Consider the following 17,325-nt stretch of genomic DNA (forward strand, 5'->3'; position numbering starts at 1 on the left):
CTTCGTTAGTCCCGGTGGATCGGTCGGATGCTCATGCCCGTTTCCTCGCCGCCATGCCCGAGAGGTTCCGGCATCGGTCGCACCGCTTGGGTCTGGCGCTCGGCGACTGCCCGTCGCTCCGGACCGCGAACGGGCGGGGCAACCGCGATACCGGCGTCGGTAAGCATTCTCAGGTTCAGCGTCCAGTCGTAACGGGAGCGGCGACGCCACACCACGATCGCATCCGCGATGTGCTTCGCGGACTGTTCGTTCGTGTATCCGGTCACCGAGGACAGATGCGCGAATGCGCGTGCACCGTTGCCGGTGACTTCGGCGTATCCGAAGTGCGTCGATTGATGGCACAGAGTGCACAGGCAGACCAGTCGCCGTAGGTACTGAACGTGCGACTCGTCGTCGTAGAGCCAACGCTCGTGCGCCTCCATGCGAATACCGGCGTCCGTGTTCTCGACAGCCCCGCACGTTTCGCAACGATTGCCGGCGCGGCCGTAAACCATCTTCCGGATTCGGAACCAGTCTCGTGTGCTGACACACGACCGGACGTTGGTGAACCAGCATGAGTCCGGGATGAGATCGACGAACAGTCCACTTCCGAATGCGCGGTCCTCCCAAGGAAACGCGGACGGCAGCGCCCACCACGGAGACAAACTCTGCTCCTGGCCCGGAAGCGCGTACCACATCCTGGTGTCCGGATCCCAGCGCGCGCCCAGCGACTTGGCGTGGTCCTTCTCCGCGTACGCGACTTCCAACCACACACCGCCCCCTGCTCGTGGGCATGCGAGCCCGGCGGGTGCAGCCGGCGGTGGTGAGGGCATGACCGAATCGTACCGACCGGCACCGACAATCGCGCCAACGAAACACCGCGACCAATCAGCGAGTTAGGAATAGCCAAGTGCATCGCTGCGCTCACCGGTCCTCATTCGGTCACTGCGTTACTGCCTACTGCACCGCAGTGACCTGCGACAACGACCAAATCTGAACACACCTCTTGCACTAATAGTGTCTTAGGGGGACCTAACTTCGAATTTTCGCGCTACGATTCCGACATGATGACCGTCCACCCGCTACACGCAGGCGACGGTTACACCTATCTCACCCGCGAGGTCGCCACCGGCGATTACCGGCTGGAGAAGGGTGAGCAGATCTCCGATTACTACAACGTCGACGGCAACCCGCCGGGAATCTGGGGCGGTAGCGGAGCCGAGGTTCTCGGCGTCTCCGGCACGGTCAGTGAAGACCAGATGAAGGCCCTCTTCGGTGAAGGACTGCACCCGAACGCCGACGAGCACATTCGGCAGGCCATCGCCGAAGGGACGCCGGCGAAAGAAGCGGTTCAAGCCGAGCGGCTGGGTCGCCGGTTCGCCTCGTTCCGCAACGACGTGCCATTCATGCGTCGGGTGCGCACCGAATTCGAGGCCGAGCGCGAACGACTCGGCACGACCCTCACCGAGGAACAGCGCACCGCGATCCGGTACCGGATCGGAGCGGATCAGTTCCATATCGAGATCGGCCGCTCCCCCGCCGACGAGAGCGAACTCGCCCGGTACATGGCCAGCCAGACACGGCGCGAACGCCAGCCGGTCGCCGGCTACGACTGCGTTTTCACTCCGGTGAAATCAGCATCCGTTCTGTGGGTCCTCGGTGACGACACGATCCGCCGTGCCGTTCAGAACTGCCACGCCGAGGCACGCGATCTAGCCCTCGAACAGATCGAAGAACACGCCGCATACACCCGCGTCGGGAAGGCCGGAGTCGCCCAGATCGAAACGAAGGGACTGACCTACACCCGTTTCGATCACCGCGACAACCGCAACGGGGACCCGAACCTACACACCCACGTCGCGATCTCCACCAAAGTCATGGGGGTAGACGGGAAGTGGCGCAGCCTCGACGGCCGCGTGCTGCACAAGCTCGCCGTCTCCGCCTCGGAAACCTACAACACCGCATTCGAGCAAGCCCTGTCCCGGGAGCTCGGCGTCCAGTTTGTCGAGCGGGCCAAGAGGACCGCTGGTAGGCGCCCGGTCCGCGAGATCGACGGCATTTCCCAGGAACTCATCGACGAGTTCTCCCGCCGCGAGACCATCGAAAGACGCCTCACCGAACTGGTGTCGAGCTACCGCAACAGTCACGGCCGCAACCCCTCGCCGGCCATGCAAACCAAGCTCGCCGACCAGGCCACCCTCGAGACCCGCGGGCACAAGCCTGCCCCGCGTTCCTACGAGGCCATGCGCCGCGAAAGCCTCGGCCGCGCCGCCAGAGTCCTCGGCACCCACCGCGTCGGCCGGGTCGTCCGACGGTGCATCGGCCGCAAGGTCAGCACCGTCACCGCCGATCAAATCGACGCCCACGAAGCCGGTGCCGCGGTCCTCTCCGTCCTCGAACGGGAGAAGTCGAGTTGGAACCGCTGGCATGTAGCGGCCGAGGTCGACCGGCAGCTCAAGGACACGATCTTCGCCACCGACGCGGACTACCTGACCGTCCGCGACAAGGTGACCGAATCCGTCCTCGGCCGCGGATCAATCCGGCTCACCAGGAAGCAGGATTCCGCCCCCGCGGTGCTGCGGCGCAGCGACGGAGAAAGCGTCCTCACAGTCCACGGCAATCAGACCTACACCTCCCGTGAGGTCCTCGAATCCGAAGCTCGACTCGTCGCCGCGGCGCACACTCCCACCGCCGTAATGGGCAGCGAAGAGGCGTTCAATGCGGCCCTCGCCGCATCGCAGCGGCTCACAGGAAGGACGCTCAACGCCGGGCAGGAAGCTCTCGCCCGGCACTTCGTGTTCAGCGGAACACTGCTCTCGGCAGGCATCGGACCGGCCGGCACCGGCAAGACCACCGCCATGAAAGTCGTCACCGATGCCTGGAAGGCGGGCGGCGCGAACGTACACGCTCTGGCTTCTTCTCAGGTCGCCGCGAAGGTCCTCGAAGCAGAGATCGGAGCGAGCGGGCAGACCATCGACCGGGTTCTGACCCTGCATCAGCACGGGCACGACACCGGCATCCGGCCCGGTGATCTGATCCTCGTCGATGAAGCCGGTATGGCGTCGCGCCACAACATCGACCGCATCGTCGCGGTCGCTTACGAGCAGGGTGCGGTCGTGAAGCTACTCGGTGACCCCCAACAGCTCGGCGCCGTCGAAGGTGGCGGTGCGCTACGGCTCGTCGCGAAGGAAACCAACGCACCCGCCCTCAGCGCAGTGCACCGCTTCGCCGACCACGAGGAGCGTGAGATCTCACTGCGGTTGCGTGCCGGAGATCAATCGGCGGCGGCCTGGTACTTCGCGAAAGGCCGCGTGCACTACGGGATGGAAGACGAACTCGTCGACCGGGTCTACACCGCATGGAAGGCCGACACCGACGCCGGCAAAGACTCGGTCATGGCTGCGCCCCGTAACGACACCGTCGCCCAGCTCAACGAACGCGCCCGCACCGATCGCATCGCAGCCGGCCAGGTCGACCCCACCGATCAAGTCACCCTCGCCGACGACCTTCACGCCGGTGTCGGTGACCGCATCGTCACCCGCCAGAACGACACCACACTGCGAGCCGTCGGCTCCCGCAACGACTGGGTCGCCAACGGTGACCTGTGGGACGTGCTCGAAGTCAGCGGGGACGGCAGTATGCACGTGCAGCACATCAACCACGGCGGCAAGGTGGTTCTCCCGCCCGACTACGTTCGCCACTGGTGCGAACTCGGCTACGCCACCACCGTGCACCGCGTCCAGGGCGCCACCGTCGACACCCTGTACGGCATCGCCGATCCGTCGATGGATCGTCAGTCCCTCTACGTGATGCTCAGCAGGGCCGTCGAGAGTAACAACGCCTTCGTGGTGACGGACAAGATCATTGACCTCGACCTCGATCACAAACACCCCGAGGAGAGGATCGCCGACGAGGTCCTGCGCGGCATCATCGGCCGCGACGGAGCCGAACGCTCGGCCACCGAACAGCAACGCGAAGCCGCCGTCGAGCACCTCAAGCTCTCCCACAACATCCCCGGCTACGGGTACGCCAACGACCTGCTCGACGCGGGCCGGTACGAGGCCATCGTGCGTGAACACCTCGGCCACGGACTCGCGAACACGATGGTGAACGAGGACGCCTGGGAAGCATTCGTGCACCAAGCGCAACGCGCCGAGGCCGTCGGTCTCGACCTTGGACAGGTGCTCCGCGAAGCAGCCGCCGAGCGTGAACTCGCCTCCGCTGAGTCCGTGTCAGAGGTGATGCACTGGCGACTGCAACCCAGAATCGACACCGGCCTGCACGAGGCCGACATTTGGGCCGACCACCTCAAGCCGACACTGCGAGATGCGTTCGGTCGGCACGCCGAGACGATCCTCGACGACCAGCAGAGCTGGAGCGAACTCGCCGTGCGTCTGCGCCACATCGACCGCACCGGATACCCCCCAGAACGGGCCATCGACGACCTGAGAGAGACCTCGGGTGCAGCGGAGCCGACCGCACGACAACTCATCGAACTCAGCGAACAACGGTGGCCTCTCGGCCGCGAACGCCGCGACCCCGCGGCCCCCACATGGGTGCAGCCACCACACCAAGACCGGGAAGGTGTCGACCACGAACTCGTCGCCTGGTCGCACCGTCGGTACGCCGAAATCACCTACCGAACCCGCGAACTCGGCCAACAAGCCGCCACCGAACGACCCGAATGGTCGAACCACCTCGGTGAAGTTCCCGACAGCGGCATCGACCGCGCCCGCTGGATCGCAGCAGCCGGGCAAGCCGCCGCCTACCGCGAGCAATTCGGCATCACCACCGACCGCAGCCTGCTCGGTGAACAACCCGAGCACGGCGACGCAGCCCGCGCCTACCACCACATCACCGCCCGCATCCGAGACCTCCGAGGCGAATCGGAGTCGGCGCCCGCCGCACCCGCGGACCTTGTCGAGCGCACCGCCATGCAGCAAGAGCAGCTACGTCACGACCAACAGCTCGCCGAAGAACGCGCCGAGCAACGACGCCTCGAGGAAGCCCGCCGCGCCCAGCGGCGCGACGAGATCCGCCGGCAACAACAAGGCCCACACCGCCGCGGACCCACCCTGTAGCCCCACCCACACGGGTGCCCCTCGAAAGTGGCCTCGGACTGGGCTGAAATCCGGGAAGCGTTAGGTGCGCTTCGAGTGGTCGGCGCGTCGCCGACGATCGCCCCGCAAGCGGATCGTCAAGCGGAGCCACTTTTGTGAGGGGCAGGTGGCGTCCGCGGCCCGCCCCTCACCGGCATTCCGAGCCTCGCCAATCGTCCATCGAGTCAGGTATTGAGAGCCTTGTCGACCGCATCGGGAAGTTCGACGGCACCGCGAAGGAAGGCTGCGATCTGGCGGCGCATGCGCGCGAACTCTTCAGGGGCGCGGTCACTGACCCCTGCGAGCGCTTCCTCACTCTCGTGTCGGCGACGGACGAGTCGCTCGGTGATGACGAGGTCGTTCTGCCGCGGCAGCTCGGCTAGGCCGGCAGAGGCTTCGAGTCGGGTGATGAGTTCGATGAGCCCGTCAGCCCATTCCGGCGGTGTCGGGTGGAAGGCGCCCATGACTTCTACGATCATGGTTGGTGGCGCTTTGAGCTCGCCGACGACGTGGGCAAGGTACTTGTCGAAGGCATCAGCGAGGGCACGCTGGTTGCTGGTCGGGATGGCACCTTCCGCGAGTCGGTCCTTCACGAGTGCGGGCCAGTCACGTTGGTCGGAAGCCTGATAGCGGCCAATGAGGACGACGAGCTGGAGGGTCAAGATCGAGATCGCTTCGGCGTACATCCAGCGCAAGGCTGCGGCCGCATCGTCGTCGATTTCGGGCGTCCAGTGGCGGCGCAGTTCACTGAGTGCGCCAATGAGGCGTTTGGTGGCCTGCCATGTCTCAAGGAACCAGACCTCGGACCGGAGAAACCAGTAAATCCGCTCGAGCTTGGGTTCACCCTTCACGGACTTGCGGGTGAGGGCATCGGCCGCGAACGCGCTTGGGCCGTGCGCGCCCACATCTTCAAGGTCCTTGGGGAGGTTGGTCGTTTCCCACCGGTCGAGGTCATCCACACTCATGGCTGTGACACCGAGGCTGCGCACAGTATCCCGGACGCGAGCCGATGGGTGTAGCGCCGTGATGACGATTGCTCCGTCGGCGTCGACGAGTTGCTTCAAGCCGGCGATCCAGATAGCCCTATCGAGAGGCTTAGGAGCGTTCTTCCCGGTCCCGCTCTTTGCCTCCCCGATGGTCTTGGACAGGGTCAGTCGCGCGGTGATATCGAAAGACAGCAGATCTAGGTCCGTGACCAGGAGGGGCTCGGGATGAAAATGGCGCTCAAGATTGACGCCTCGCCGGGTATAGGCGCCCTTGAAGAACTGCATCCGCGCTAATCGAATCTCGAGTTCGTCACCAGGGTCAAGGCGGCCTTGAGCCGGGCCGGTTTTCTTGGCCGCTGACGTACTGGCGTCGGCGGGTTTCCGCGGCGGCCTAGTTGGACGGCTCCGGGGTGTATTTTTCGCTGGGGCGGGCGTCGTGTGCTCCAAGAGCGCCTCTTCGCCGCTCGGCTCAGGGGACGTCATATCGGGCTGCACTGGCCGCCTCCTTCCGTGCTTCGCGGAGCCGCAAGATCGCGGACTCGGCGATCTCCATCGCCGCGCCGGTGTCCGGGAGATTCGCCCGGTCAGCCTCCGGAGAGGTCCAGGCTGTCGGGGGGTTGAGCGAACTGAGATCGGCGCCGGCGCCGTTTCCGCCGCCGTGCGAGGCTTCGATCCAGCCGAGTCCGCCTTCGACGATCTCCCTTTTCACGAGTTCAAGGTAGGCGCGGCCGGGAATGTCGTCGGAGGGCCGCACCGCGACGATTCCGTTGGCTTCGAGCAGGTGGTAGTCCGACGCGATGTTCGAGGCTGGCCCGACGCTGCCGCTGCGCAGCAGTGCTTTCACGAGGACCCGTGGGTCCAGGATGCGGCCGCGGCTGGCGATGGCTTTCTCGTGCCCGTAAAGGATATGTGCGACAAACAGTTTCCGCTGGTGGAGGACCTCGGTAGTCTGGAGCTTGTCGTCCTCGGACTCCAGCATTGGCGAGAACACATAGGTCTGTTGGCCGCTGGTGACGCTACTCTTCACGGTAGCGGCCTGGACCAGCCCCACTTTGCGCGCCGAGGACAGCATCCCGGGTTGGAAGCTGCTGTAGGAAGTCAGGACCAGGCCGGGACTGTTTGCCGCCTGCTCACACAGCCCGAGAAGGGAATCTCGCTCGGCGGGCGGTAGCCCTTTGAGGAACGCTGCGATCGAGATGTGATGGGCCGACCACACATTCGGGTTGTAGATGACGTATTCCCCGAGATCGGCGGACTTCACGCGCTGGTTCACCCCGGCGGCGAGGGTAAGCTTCATCGCCTCCGCGATCACCGAATCGGGGAACCCACGGTTGTGCAACTGCTCCGCGTGCTGGTCCCAGGTCAACGGCGCCCAACTCGCAAGCTCGGTGCAGTGCAAGACCGCAAACTCCACCTCGGTCGGCATGTACTTCTCGGTGACTTTCATCGCCTGGTCGATGATTCGGCCGGACAGTCCGACGAACTCCTCGATCGTGGCCAAGCTAGCGGTGGCCGTGTCCAAGGTATAGGTGACGAGGTCGGCTTCTTTGAGTTTCGGCAGAACCTCTGTGATGAGCCTCTGCTGTCCGATCCCCGCCTGAGCTGCGAATTCGACCGCAATCGCACCGGTGACGACCTTGTGGTCTTTGAGGGTGACGGCGTAGCCCATCGCCTCGCCTGCCGCGATGAGCTGGCTGAGCTTGGCCTTAATTAGGGGCTCGGAGATGACCCGGGTCTGCTGGTGAATGTAGAACAGGGCACGCCCCAGTCGTGGATTGCTCGCGGGCGTCGAAGCCACCCCGACGTGCTTGCTAGTCATGACTCCTCAGCCTAGGGCAGTGCGCAGGGGCGTACTCCAGGAGCCTGAGTAGTGCACCCAACTGGTTTCTCCGCGGTGGCCGCGACAGCGTCGAGCGATCAGCAACGTCATTCGGTTCGTCTACTGCGCGTTCGTTGACTGGGCCGGTCCGGGTAGCTCAGGCATCGGGTCGAGACCGGCGTTCCAGATCCACGACGCCAAACTACTGTCCTCGGCCAGCTCGTCGACCACTGCGATCTGTTCGTCGTCGGTGTCCGGGGCGATGATGTACAGCGCAGTCGGCCCCGGCGCCGCGTCGGTGGCCACGATCGATGCCAGCGGAACCGGTGCTGCCAGGTTGTAGCGCAGCCCCTTCACGAAGGGCCGGTTCGCGGTGGTCATCGCGTCGATCACCATCTTGTCGAACGTGCTCTCGAACGGGATCCAGTTCTCGGTCACCACCATCAGTGACAGTTCCTCGAACGAGGCAACGCCGGTGCGGCCCACCGCGAACGTGCCGATCACCATCAGGTGTGAGCCCTCGACCGCATCCCACAGACCGAGTTCGACCTCGAACCGCTTGAGCATTCGCTTGTGGAGGTCGTCGTTGATCATGAACGGGCAGTCCGCGACCTGCTTGAGGATGATCTTGTGCCCGAACCGGGTCGCCGCGATGTCCTTGACCTCGCCGACCGCGAGGAGCAGCTTCCGTCGGCCGGTCCCTGCGCTGGCCACAGCCATCATCTGCTGCATACGCCGCCCGGTGATCTCCGCCTTGTGGTCGAGGGAGAACGGCTCCGGTACGTAGAGGCTTTCGAGAATCCCCTTGCCTTTGGCGTTTTTCCCGGACGCGGCCTCGAGCAGGTACTTGCGGATTACCGGCCAGTTGCGGCGGCCGGCCATCGCGGGCACCCACTTGTTGAATCCTGCCTCTTCCCACAGGTAGTGCAGCATCGCCCGCAGTGTCAGCTTCGTGCCGTCCGTCGTGACGCTGTCGGATCCGCCGCCCGACATGTCGGGTGCGGCTTTGCCGCCGGTCTTGGACAGGGAGAACCCGAGCCGGAGTGTGGTTTCCCCGTCCGCGGCGTCTTCGGTGATGGCGCTGCCTTGCACCTGCCCCAGCCCGGACAGCTCCGGGGGCGGCTCGTACGACTCGCATCCGGCCTGGTGTTCGGCACCGGAGCCGGGCATACGTTTGACGATGTACCGGCCGCCGACCTTCGCCAGATACATCTCCACCCCGGACTGGGTGCACAGGCAGCGTGGCCGCATCCCGGCCGCGCGCGCACGGATGAGCACGTCTTGCAGGCCCTCACTGTGTGCGGGGATCGTCTCCGACCCGATCTGATACGTGCTCATCGTGGCTCCTCTTTTCGTGGCGGGTAGAACCGATCGGTGTGCGTGTCTTGGTTGATCGACGGCCACCAAGGCGTCGTCCGGGCGGGGAGTCGACTGCCTTGGTGGCCGTGACCGGCAGACCGCACACGGGGTGACGCGGGGATCCGGGCGGGATAACCTCCGCGCGTGCCCGTGGCGGGCCGCGTCTGGGTGCCGCCAACACGCACCGATCGTGATCGGTGCTGCTGCGCGGCCATCATTGATTTAGCTGGGGTCGGTGGTGCTGTCGCGCTGTGGAAGGTACCGCTTCGCCCTCCGGTCGTAGATCCAGATCCGATCCTCGAATCGGGCCGGTCCGTAGGGCTTTTGCGGGTCGACGAGTTCGGCGAGGCCCGCGGCGATCGCAGCCTCCATGTCCTGCGCGGGCACACCGTCGTCGGCGGCCTCAACCACTTGCGGCGGGGTGGATGTTTCCGCCCGTTCGGGTCGGCCTTCGAGGTCGTCGGCGATGTATTCCTCAAGTCCTGGCACTGTCACCACGACACGGGGCTTGTAGTGGCACTGCTCGGCGGTGCAGTCGGCGAAGTTCCCGATTGATTTGAGCCGATCCATGAAGGGCCAGAATTCGTGCGTGTGCCACGCGGTCATGTCCGACCGGTACGCGTCGGGTCCCGCATCGTCGGCGTATGCCGCCTTGTGCGCGGCCATCAGTGCGGTCAGCTCCTCACGAACAGCGGTGTGTCGATACCAGCACGCAGGGAAGTGGCCCTGCGTGAACTGGTAGGTCGCACGAAGCCACTGCACCCACTCGGCCAGCTCGACCCACAGCGCCGCGGCTCGGTCGCGGTCCATCCGGTGCCACAGCCACGCATTCGGGACCTTCTCGGGTGCACCGTCGGGGCGATCGCCGGCCGTCATCGGGCATCGGCCGGGTCGGGCTTAGCGGAGACAGGTATCTTCTGATCGCGGATGATCGTCTCGCACAGCTTGAGGGACGGTTCCACCAGCTCCCCCATTGCGGGTTCTTCCCAGTACGCGGGCATCCGCAGCTTGATGCCGGGTTTGTTCCGGTAGACGAGTAGCCCCTCACCTTCCTCCATCTCGCGGATCTCCTTCGGCGACATGATCGGCTTCTCGTACTCCGAATAGCTGGGCCGACCGTCGGCGCCGGCGGACTGACGCCACTGGGTGGTTTGGCCCAGTAGACGGGAGATGTCCTCGAGATCGTCGACCGACTGCAAACCGGGCAGGATTAGCCGGCCCACAGCCGCCTTGACCAGTGCCCCGGCCTGTTCGCGACCGAATCGGTCGCGGATCTGGTCGATGTTGTGGACGAAGGCCCAGATGTTGAGACCCTGTCCGCCTGAGTCAGTCATCTTCTGGGAAATGTTCGGAATGGGTGCCACGTTGCACATCTCATCGAGGACCATCCGGACTGGAGGGTCCCAGCGGCGACCGGGTTTGCGTTGTGCCTTGCGCTTGGCGACGTGGTGCACCTCGTTCGCCAGGGCCGCGACGAATGGAGCGATCGACTCCGACTCGCCCTCGCTGATCAAGTACAGGGAGTCGCATTCACTGTCGAGGAAGGTGGAGACGTCGAATGACTCGTCGGCGTCGGCGTCGCAGGCCGCGAGGAGCTTCGGAGACGACAGCGGGTCGAAAATGTCATCGACCGTGCTCATTACGTCGCCGGAGGCATCGTCGGAGCCACCGTCGAGCACATTGACGAGGTCGGCGAGCCAGCTCGCATTGTGTTGTTCGAGGATGTGGCGGGGCTCTTGCGCGCCGCGTCCGGTCGCGACCCACCTCCGCACATCGGAGAGCCGTTTGCCGTCCACTGCCGCGGCATGCAGGTAGCAGCGCACGATCACAGCCGCGCGACGCTGGAAGAAACCGCCATTCTTGGTGCCAGCGCCCATCGGTCGGGCCGCGACCAGGGCTGCGGCTCGCCGCTTTGCGGTGTCCTCGTCCTCGCAGCCCGAGATGATGGACCATCGGATCTGCCCGCCGGGCGGCCAACCACTGATCCCCTCGGGGTCGAAGACCGCGACACGGCCTCGCCGGGACCGGGCCAGGTAGGTCGCGGACAGCAGGTCGCCTTTGGTGGTGGTGACGAGGACCGTGCCCGGAGCGGTGAGCACCAGCCCACACGCCACACGCCACGTCTTTCCGCCACCGGTGGGGCCGATGACCAGCAGGGCGTCCTTGTTGTGGACGACGACGAGTCGCCGGTCGGCAGTGTTGTACCCGACTTTGATCACCAATTCGGTGGTCTCGAGCTTGTCGGCGGCGCGGTCCAAAACCTTCTCCTTGGCCCGCCTGGACAGCTTTTTGCCACCGTGCTCCTTCAACGCGGCGTCGACCAGGGAGTTGCGCGTGCGCAACGCGGATCGTTTGCCGCCCAGCTCATCGAGTACCCCGCGCATCTGATCATTCGAGGCGAGGCCGCCCCCGAGACGCTTGCGATCACGGCGGGCACCGATCTCGATCACCAGCCATGCCCACAACGACCCGAACAGCAACATGATCACCGTGGCGCACACGTAGACCGACACCGCCGATCCCGGCCGCGGGTCGCTCGGCCACGCCGACGCGGGGTCACCCGGGTTCTTGACCCAGGCCAGGACGGTGCTCATCACACCCCGCGGAACGGCCACACCGTGCCCGGCGAAGACACCGGAGAGCGCCGCACCGCCGAACAGGGACACCACCGCCAGCACACCGAATAGGACCACGCCCGCAGTGAACGGGTCGAACATCGGTTTGCCCGGCGGCGGTGGCACCGCGGTGCGCTGTGGTGCGGCGGGGCTCATGACACGACCTTTCCGGTGATCGCGGAGTCGGAATTGGTGATCTTCCACTCCAGGGGTGAGCGGATGTGGCGCATGAGGATCGGGTCACGGTTGCCGATCTTGACCAGGCACTGACCCGGGCCGAGTTCCATCAACGTTTCGGTCGATCCGGCGGGAAGCTGGAACATTTCGGTGCACGCCACGGCGTCGTCATGCTTGTCCTGCTTGTACAGGTAAACGATCGAGGACTCCTGCATCAGCGCCCGCGCGGGACTGTCCTTCGGGAAGTCGGAGATGTGATGGAACGCAGAGACCGTGGACAGGCCCAGACCGCGGCTGAGCTTCATGTTCGAGCGGAACAGCTCCCCGGTCGAGCCGGCGGCAACATGCCAGCCCTCCTCGATCAGCAGTTCGGTCTGCTGAAAGTTCGACGAGCGGGCGGCAAGACGATTGGCCAACCAGGTGTTGATGACGGTCATGACCACCCGCAGCGCGGGCCCGGAATCCGGTAGGTCGCACACGTCGAAGTGCACGAAGGGGTGAGTGAGGGCCTCGTGCACGTCCGGAGTGGTGGGAGCGTCGACCAGCCCGGCCAGGTCAGCTGCGGACAGCCGCCGCAACGCCAACGCGACGTCGCGACCCCACCACTGGGCTTGCTCTTTCCAGATCCCAGACGAGTCGAAATCGCCCGGCTCAGGATTGAACATCCGCTCGGCGAGGTCACCGATCACCGGCTCCTCCCCCGCGCGGGCCTTCCGCTCGGTGACGATCGGCAGCACGTTGGAGATCGCGCCGCGCTCCTCCTCCCGCAGGGGCCGGCCCATGGTGTCCTCGAGGACTGCGTAGAGCAGCTCACTTTGACCGGCCGGGCGCATCTCGGCGTCACCGTGAACACCGCTCAGTGCGATCGCCGGATCGAGAAGGTTCAGGCGCGGGCCGTGATTGGCACCGGTGGTGAACCGGATTGACGGAGAGCCCACCGCGTCGGCGATCACCCCGTACTCGCCGCGACCGGCCTGCCGCTTCTTGTCGATGTTGACGACCTGCCGGCCCAGCGGCATTTGCCGCAGCCCATAAATCGTCTTCATATTCGAGGTTTTTCCTACCCCGATCGAACCGAGCACGGCGACGTTGATGTTCTGGATTTCCTCGCCGTAGGCGGAGAACTGGTCGACACACACCAACGATGACGAGGTGGCATCGATGCCGTTGATGATGCCCGCGTTTCCCGAGGGGCGGCGAGTCATCGCCAGGTGTAACCCCTCCGTTTGCCGGGTACTGCTCAGCACCGGCTGCACCTTCGGCTCATACCAGCCGAGGCGATCAAGGCCTTTGCGCCGCTTCGGCAGCGGTCGGCGCGGTGGTGGTGCCCACGCGGGCTGCGGCTGATTGACCTCGCCCTCTTCCGCGGCGGAGCCCTGCGGGCGGGTCTCGTATTCGGTCAGCGTCATTGGGGAACCCCTTTTTCAGAAGTCGGACGAGTGAAGGAGTCGAGCTATGCGGTGCGCGCGGCTTTGACCCCGGCCATGCCGCGGCACAGCGGCAACGTCGACACCTGGGCGATGTCATGCCAGTTGTCCTGCCAGGCCAACCGATTGATTACCGAGGACCCGGCAGCGTGCTCGACCCGCAGGCACGCCCGCCGCAGGTCCTCCTCGTCGCGGCCGGTGACCGAGATCGCCATCGAATAGGCCGAGCCGTGCACTCCAGATCCCGGGCGAAGGTCGGTGTTGCGGCGTTCGGACGCCGACAGCATCACCTCGGCCGTCCCGTCGGAGATCTTCCCCTTTTTTCGGTTCCGGATCCGGGTCGAGACGTCTTGGGTGACGTCCTTGATCGCCTCGGCCCGGGCCATCGCATCGGGAATGAAGTCGATCCGTACCGACACCGTGCGGATGGTCGATGCCCGGGGGAGGTCTTCGCGGCCCTCGTCCGCCTCGACACCGACCAACAGCGGTTGCAGCCACAGCGGCCCCAACTCGGCAGGCGCGATCGCGCCGGGCGGTACCTGCGCGCAGCGGGTATGCCACTTACCGGCCACCACCACGGAGTCGGTACCTCCGATGTAGGACTGCCAGCATGTTTCCCAGTCCACGTCACGGTCGTCGTCGAGGGCGTAGTCGGGGTTCTGCAGAGCCCGAATCAGCGCGGCGGTTCGTCGTTCGCCGAGAACCTCGATTCGGCCCCATCCGGCGCCGGAAAGCAGTCGCTCCAGGCGTTCGAGTTCGTCTTTGACCACCGACGCCCACCCGACCTCGGCGCGGCGCACGCCGCCGAACTCGTCGCGGGTGCGGGCCTCGGTGATGAACTCATTGCTCACCGGTATCTTCACGACCACATACACCCGGTGTTCCTCGGCAAGCGGCTGGACCTGCTCGATGACCTGGTCGTAGTTCGCCGCCAGCATTTCTAGGTTCAGGTGCGGGTCGACGACGATCCGATCCTGATACCACTTGATGTGCGGGGTGATATCTGCCGGGACCGATCGGTGCAGCATATGGACACCACGGATGAACGAACCGGCCTTGGCCAACTCTGCCTGCACATAACCGAAGCTGCGCCACACCGCGGCATACGAGGAGTTCGACTGCAACCCACCCTTGACGCCTTCGACGGCGAGGGTGACCGACAGGTAGTTGTTCTTCTCGCCCGGGTTCGAATGGCGGAGGATGAACAGGGCGTCGAACCCGGTCTCGGCCAGCGGCAGCGGTTCCACCCGGCCGCAGAAGAACGGCAGTTCCCAGGCCGGGTCCGCGGCGGGATCGTAGGCCGGCGCCGGGACTCCGGTCACCTCGCCGCGGTCAGCCGCCGACCAGAAGATGTGCTCACCGTGCTTACGGCGCCGCCGATCACGCCAGCCCAGCAGCCACCGCTCGGCACGAGACGGCTGATCATCGGACGACCACGTGGTAGATCCGACGACTGCGCCGATCGCGATCCCGACCGCACCGCCGGTCATCCCACCGATGAACAGGAACGACACCACCGCACACGCAACCGCGACACCCCACACCGCCGCCAGCACAGGGTTCATCCCCAGCAACCCACGCCGTCCGACCTCGCCTCCGAGGTTCGCGGTGCGGATCCCGCCTACGTCCGCGCTCACCGCGAAGCCTCCGCCCTCAGCAGATGGCGGCCTTCCATCCTGAATGTCCTCATCGCCCGCGATCCCTTCTAGTTGTCGTCAGCGGTTTCGGCCGCGTTGTCCGCGGTACTCTTCGCCTTTGTGATCGCGGCCGAGGCGGCTTGGGCGGCGACCGCCACACCCGTCGCGACGCCGCCTGTTGCTGCGCCTGCCGCTGCGGTGCCCCCTGCGGAGGCCGCACCGCTACCGCCTGCGGACGCTGCACTGCCAGCCGCTTCCCCGGAACCGTGCACCCCGGCGCGTGCGCCGGCGATCTCTCCGTTGCCAGAACTTCCCGAATGCTGTCCGGCCGACGACAAATCGCCGCGCTCCTGATAGGCCGCCTGCATCGGGCCAGGCTGACCACCACCATCTGGGCTGGAACCGGGAAGTCCGGTTGCGGTCTGGCTGCCGACGTCCGAACGCATGGCCGGTTGCTCGCCGCCGACACCACCACCACCGCCACCGCCACGCTGGTACATCATGTAGTTGCCTGCGGCACCGACGATCTCGCTGCCCACCCCGGGGCCGGGGCTACCGATGTCCTCGGAGTCCGCTCTCGTCGGCAATACGGGTGCCCACTTGAGCAAGCCCCACGGGGCCAGGGCCGCGAGCGCCATCCCCAGCGCGACGAACAGCACCTGGCTGGCCATGCCGATGGCCGTGTCACCTTCGCTGCCCCACACCGCGTTCGCGGTACCGAAGATCACAGCCAACAACAGGAACAGCACAGGAACCGACAACGCCAGAGCCAGGAACACGAACAGCGGGGCCAGGGCCTTCTTCCGATACTTCGGATGCATCAACATGAACAGGCTGAGGCCCGCGGCGACCAGTGACAGAGGCATCCCGTACTGGTGTATCTGCATCCCTAGCCACAGCATCAGCGCGGCGACGACGAGACCCAAGAACAGGATCATTCCGCCGACGGCGCCGCCGAAGAAGTTGTCGGCCGTCGCCCCACCGAAGGTGTTGACGTTGGCGACGATCGTGCCGGTCGACTGGCCCAGGAAGCCGGCGAGGACGTCGGCACCGGCTTCGGTGATGCTCAGGATGAACCACGCCAGCCCGGGTACGAAGGTGGCAACGAAAATTGAGATCGGCAGATACTGGAACAACGACTCCGCCAGCTCTTTCGGCGAACCTTTGTGACCTGACCGCACAACCGTGGCGACCGCCATGATTGCCATCACCAGGAACCCGAATGCCATCGACGTCGCGTACAGCGAGCGGAACCACGGTGCGGTCGGGTCGAAGGAATGCGAGCACGTCATCGACTCGAGTGTCTTGGTCGACATATCCACGGCTCCGGCTTTGAAATCGTTCGCCCACTTCCCGGCGAACCCCGAGGGGTTTGCCGCGAAGTCGACCATTCCGCCGGCCGCATTGATCACACCCTTGGCCAGGGCCATGTCGAAGTTGAGCACCCATTTGCCGGCCTGAAACATGTCGGTGCTGGTGAACCGATCACCGAGCACGTCAGCGAACGAGGTGTTCTGATTGATCCAGTTCGCCGTGCCCCCGAACAGTGTTCCCACCGCGCGGTTCCAGCCTTGGCACTGGCTACTGGAGTTGAACCCGTCGGTCTTGGAGCAGTCGACGAAGAACGCGTGGGCACAGAACATCCCGGTCTTGTCGCCGTCCATCTTGCAGGGCGTCGACCATGCCTGAGGGGGAACGTCACCGCGTTCGGAGGCCGAGGCGACCATCGCATCGACCGAAGCCCGGTCCGGCTCGGTCGCCCAGGTGAACCCCCACGGGTTCGACGACGACGGGGTCGCCCAGGACTTCACATCGTCCGCGCACGTGCCCTCGGGCATCTTGTACGCGGTGTCGTCATACGGGAAGACCCGCGGCAGGTCACCGTGCGCCGGTTCGACGCCGCTGTTCTGGTTCTCCGGATCGGACCACCACAACAGACGGTCCTCCTGCCCGAACGCGGTATTGATGTATGCGCCCAGGTCGCCGCCCTTACTTGCACACGGGCCAGAGAACCACGGCCCGGCCCGGAATTCGTCCGTGCCGGCCACGAACTGGCGAAGGTCCGCCGGGAATCCCTGTGGCAGTGACGCCCCATCGACCGGTGCGGCTGCGGTCCCGCCCCCCGAGTTCCCACTCGGCGGGGCGCAGAGTGCGGAGGCCACACCGCCACCCACGAGCATCAGCAACGCCGAGATCAGCGCCACCAGCAGTCCACGACGAACCATTG

General features: G+C 65.5%; 10 protein-coding genes. 1 reads left to right on the forward strand and 9 read right to left on the reverse strand.

Annotation, left to right across the window (positions count from 1 at the left end):
* Nucleotides 1–5: 5 nt before the first annotated feature.
* Nucleotides 6–812, reverse strand: a complete 807-nt coding sequence (locus tag HYG77_RS38880) for a DUF5710 domain-containing protein (protein WP_208964592.1) — start codon at nucleotides 810–812, stop codon at nucleotides 6–8.
* Nucleotides 813–1,043: 231 nt separating this feature from the next.
* Here HYG77_RS38880 and mobF point away from each other — a divergent pair, with 231 nt between their 5' ends.
* A complete protein-coding gene (mobF, locus tag HYG77_RS38885) occupies nucleotides 1,044–5,060 on the forward strand; it encodes a MobF family relaxase (RefSeq protein ID WP_208964593.1) in 4,017 nt (1,338 codons plus the stop codon).
* Nucleotides 5,061–5,263: 203 nt separating this feature from the next.
* On the opposite strand, the gene HYG77_RS38890 is transcribed toward mobF, so the two are convergent.
* From HYG77_RS38890 to HYG77_RS38925, 8 genes are all read right to left on the reverse strand, one after another.
* Complete coding sequence (locus HYG77_RS38890; RefSeq protein WP_208964594.1) at nucleotides 5,264–6,559, reverse strand: hypothetical protein; 1,296 nt, start codon at nucleotides 6,557–6,559, stop codon at nucleotides 5,264–5,266.
* On the reverse strand, nucleotides 6,534–7,883 hold the full coding sequence (locus tag HYG77_RS38895; protein ID WP_208964595.1) for a hypothetical protein: 1,350 nt from the start codon (nucleotides 7,881–7,883) through the stop codon (nucleotides 6,534–6,536). The genes HYG77_RS38890 and HYG77_RS38895 overlap by 26 nt, the downstream gene beginning before the upstream one ends.
* 120 nt (nucleotides 7,884–8,003) lie before the next feature.
* Entirely contained in the window at nucleotides 8,004–9,221 is a 1,218-nt protein-coding gene (locus HYG77_RS38900) for a DUF1173 domain-containing protein (RefSeq protein WP_208964596.1), read from the reverse strand.
* 243 nt (nucleotides 9,222–9,464) lie between these two features.
* Nucleotides 9,465–10,118, reverse strand: coding sequence for a hypothetical protein (locus tag HYG77_RS38905; RefSeq protein WP_208964597.1), 654 nt, complete (start codon nucleotides 10,116–10,118; stop codon nucleotides 9,465–9,467).
* On the reverse strand, nucleotides 10,115–12,013 hold the full coding sequence (locus HYG77_RS38910; RefSeq protein WP_208964598.1) for a type IV secretory system conjugative DNA transfer family protein: 1,899 nt from the start codon (nucleotides 12,011–12,013) through the stop codon (nucleotides 10,115–10,117). Before HYG77_RS38910 ends, HYG77_RS38905 begins: the two co-directional genes overlap by 4 nt.
* Entirely contained in the window at nucleotides 12,010–13,443 is a 1,434-nt protein-coding gene (locus HYG77_RS38915; RefSeq protein WP_206004708.1) for an ATP/GTP-binding protein, read from the reverse strand. The genes HYG77_RS38910 and HYG77_RS38915 overlap by 4 nt, the downstream gene beginning before the upstream one ends.
* A gap of 44 nt (nucleotides 13,444–13,487) precedes the next feature.
* Complete coding sequence (locus tag HYG77_RS38920; RefSeq protein WP_208964599.1) at nucleotides 13,488–15,098, reverse strand: hypothetical protein; 1,611 nt, start codon at nucleotides 15,096–15,098, stop codon at nucleotides 13,488–13,490.
* 68 nt (nucleotides 15,099–15,166) lie between these two features.
* Complete coding sequence (locus tag HYG77_RS38925) at nucleotides 15,167–17,323, reverse strand: hypothetical protein (protein WP_208964600.1); 2,157 nt, start codon at nucleotides 17,321–17,323, stop codon at nucleotides 15,167–15,169.
* Nucleotides 17,324–17,325: the final 2 nt, after the last annotated feature.

The sequence above is a fragment of the Rhodococcus sp. ZPP genome (assembly GCF_017656075.1).
Taxonomy (GTDB): domain Bacteria; phylum Actinomycetota; class Actinomycetes; order Mycobacteriales; family Mycobacteriaceae; genus Rhodococcus_F; species Rhodococcus_F oxybenzonivorans.

Bases quoted from the DNA above. Each gene is read 5' to 3' on its own strand.
- HYG77_RS38915 (WP_206004708.1), bottom strand. From the start codon at position 13,443: ATGACGCTGACCGAATACGAGACCCGCCCGCAGGGCTCCGCCGCGGAA.
- HYG77_RS38900 (WP_208964596.1), bottom strand. From the start codon at position 9,221: ATGAGCACGTATCAGATCGGGTCGGAGACGATCCCCGCACACAGTGAG.
- HYG77_RS38925 (WP_208964600.1), bottom strand. From the start codon at position 17,323: ATGGTTCGTCGTGGACTGCTGGTGGCGCTGATCTCGGCGTTGCTGATG.
- HYG77_RS38880 (WP_208964592.1), bottom strand. From the start codon at position 812: ATGCCCTCACCACCGCCGGCTGCACCCGCCGGGCTCGCATGCCCACGA.
- HYG77_RS38905 (WP_208964597.1), bottom strand. From the start codon at position 10,118: ATGACGGCCGGCGATCGCCCCGACGGTGCACCCGAGAAGGTCCCGAAT.
- mobF (WP_208964593.1), top strand. From the start codon at position 1,044: ATGATGACCGTCCACCCGCTACACGCAGGCGACGGTTACACCTATCTC.
- HYG77_RS38910 (WP_208964598.1), bottom strand. From the start codon at position 12,013: ATGAGCCCCGCCGCACCACAGCGCACCGCGGTGCCACCGCCGCCGGGC.
- HYG77_RS38895 (WP_208964595.1), bottom strand. From the start codon at position 7,883: ATGACTAGCAAGCACGTCGGGGTGGCTTCGACGCCCGCGAGCAATCCA.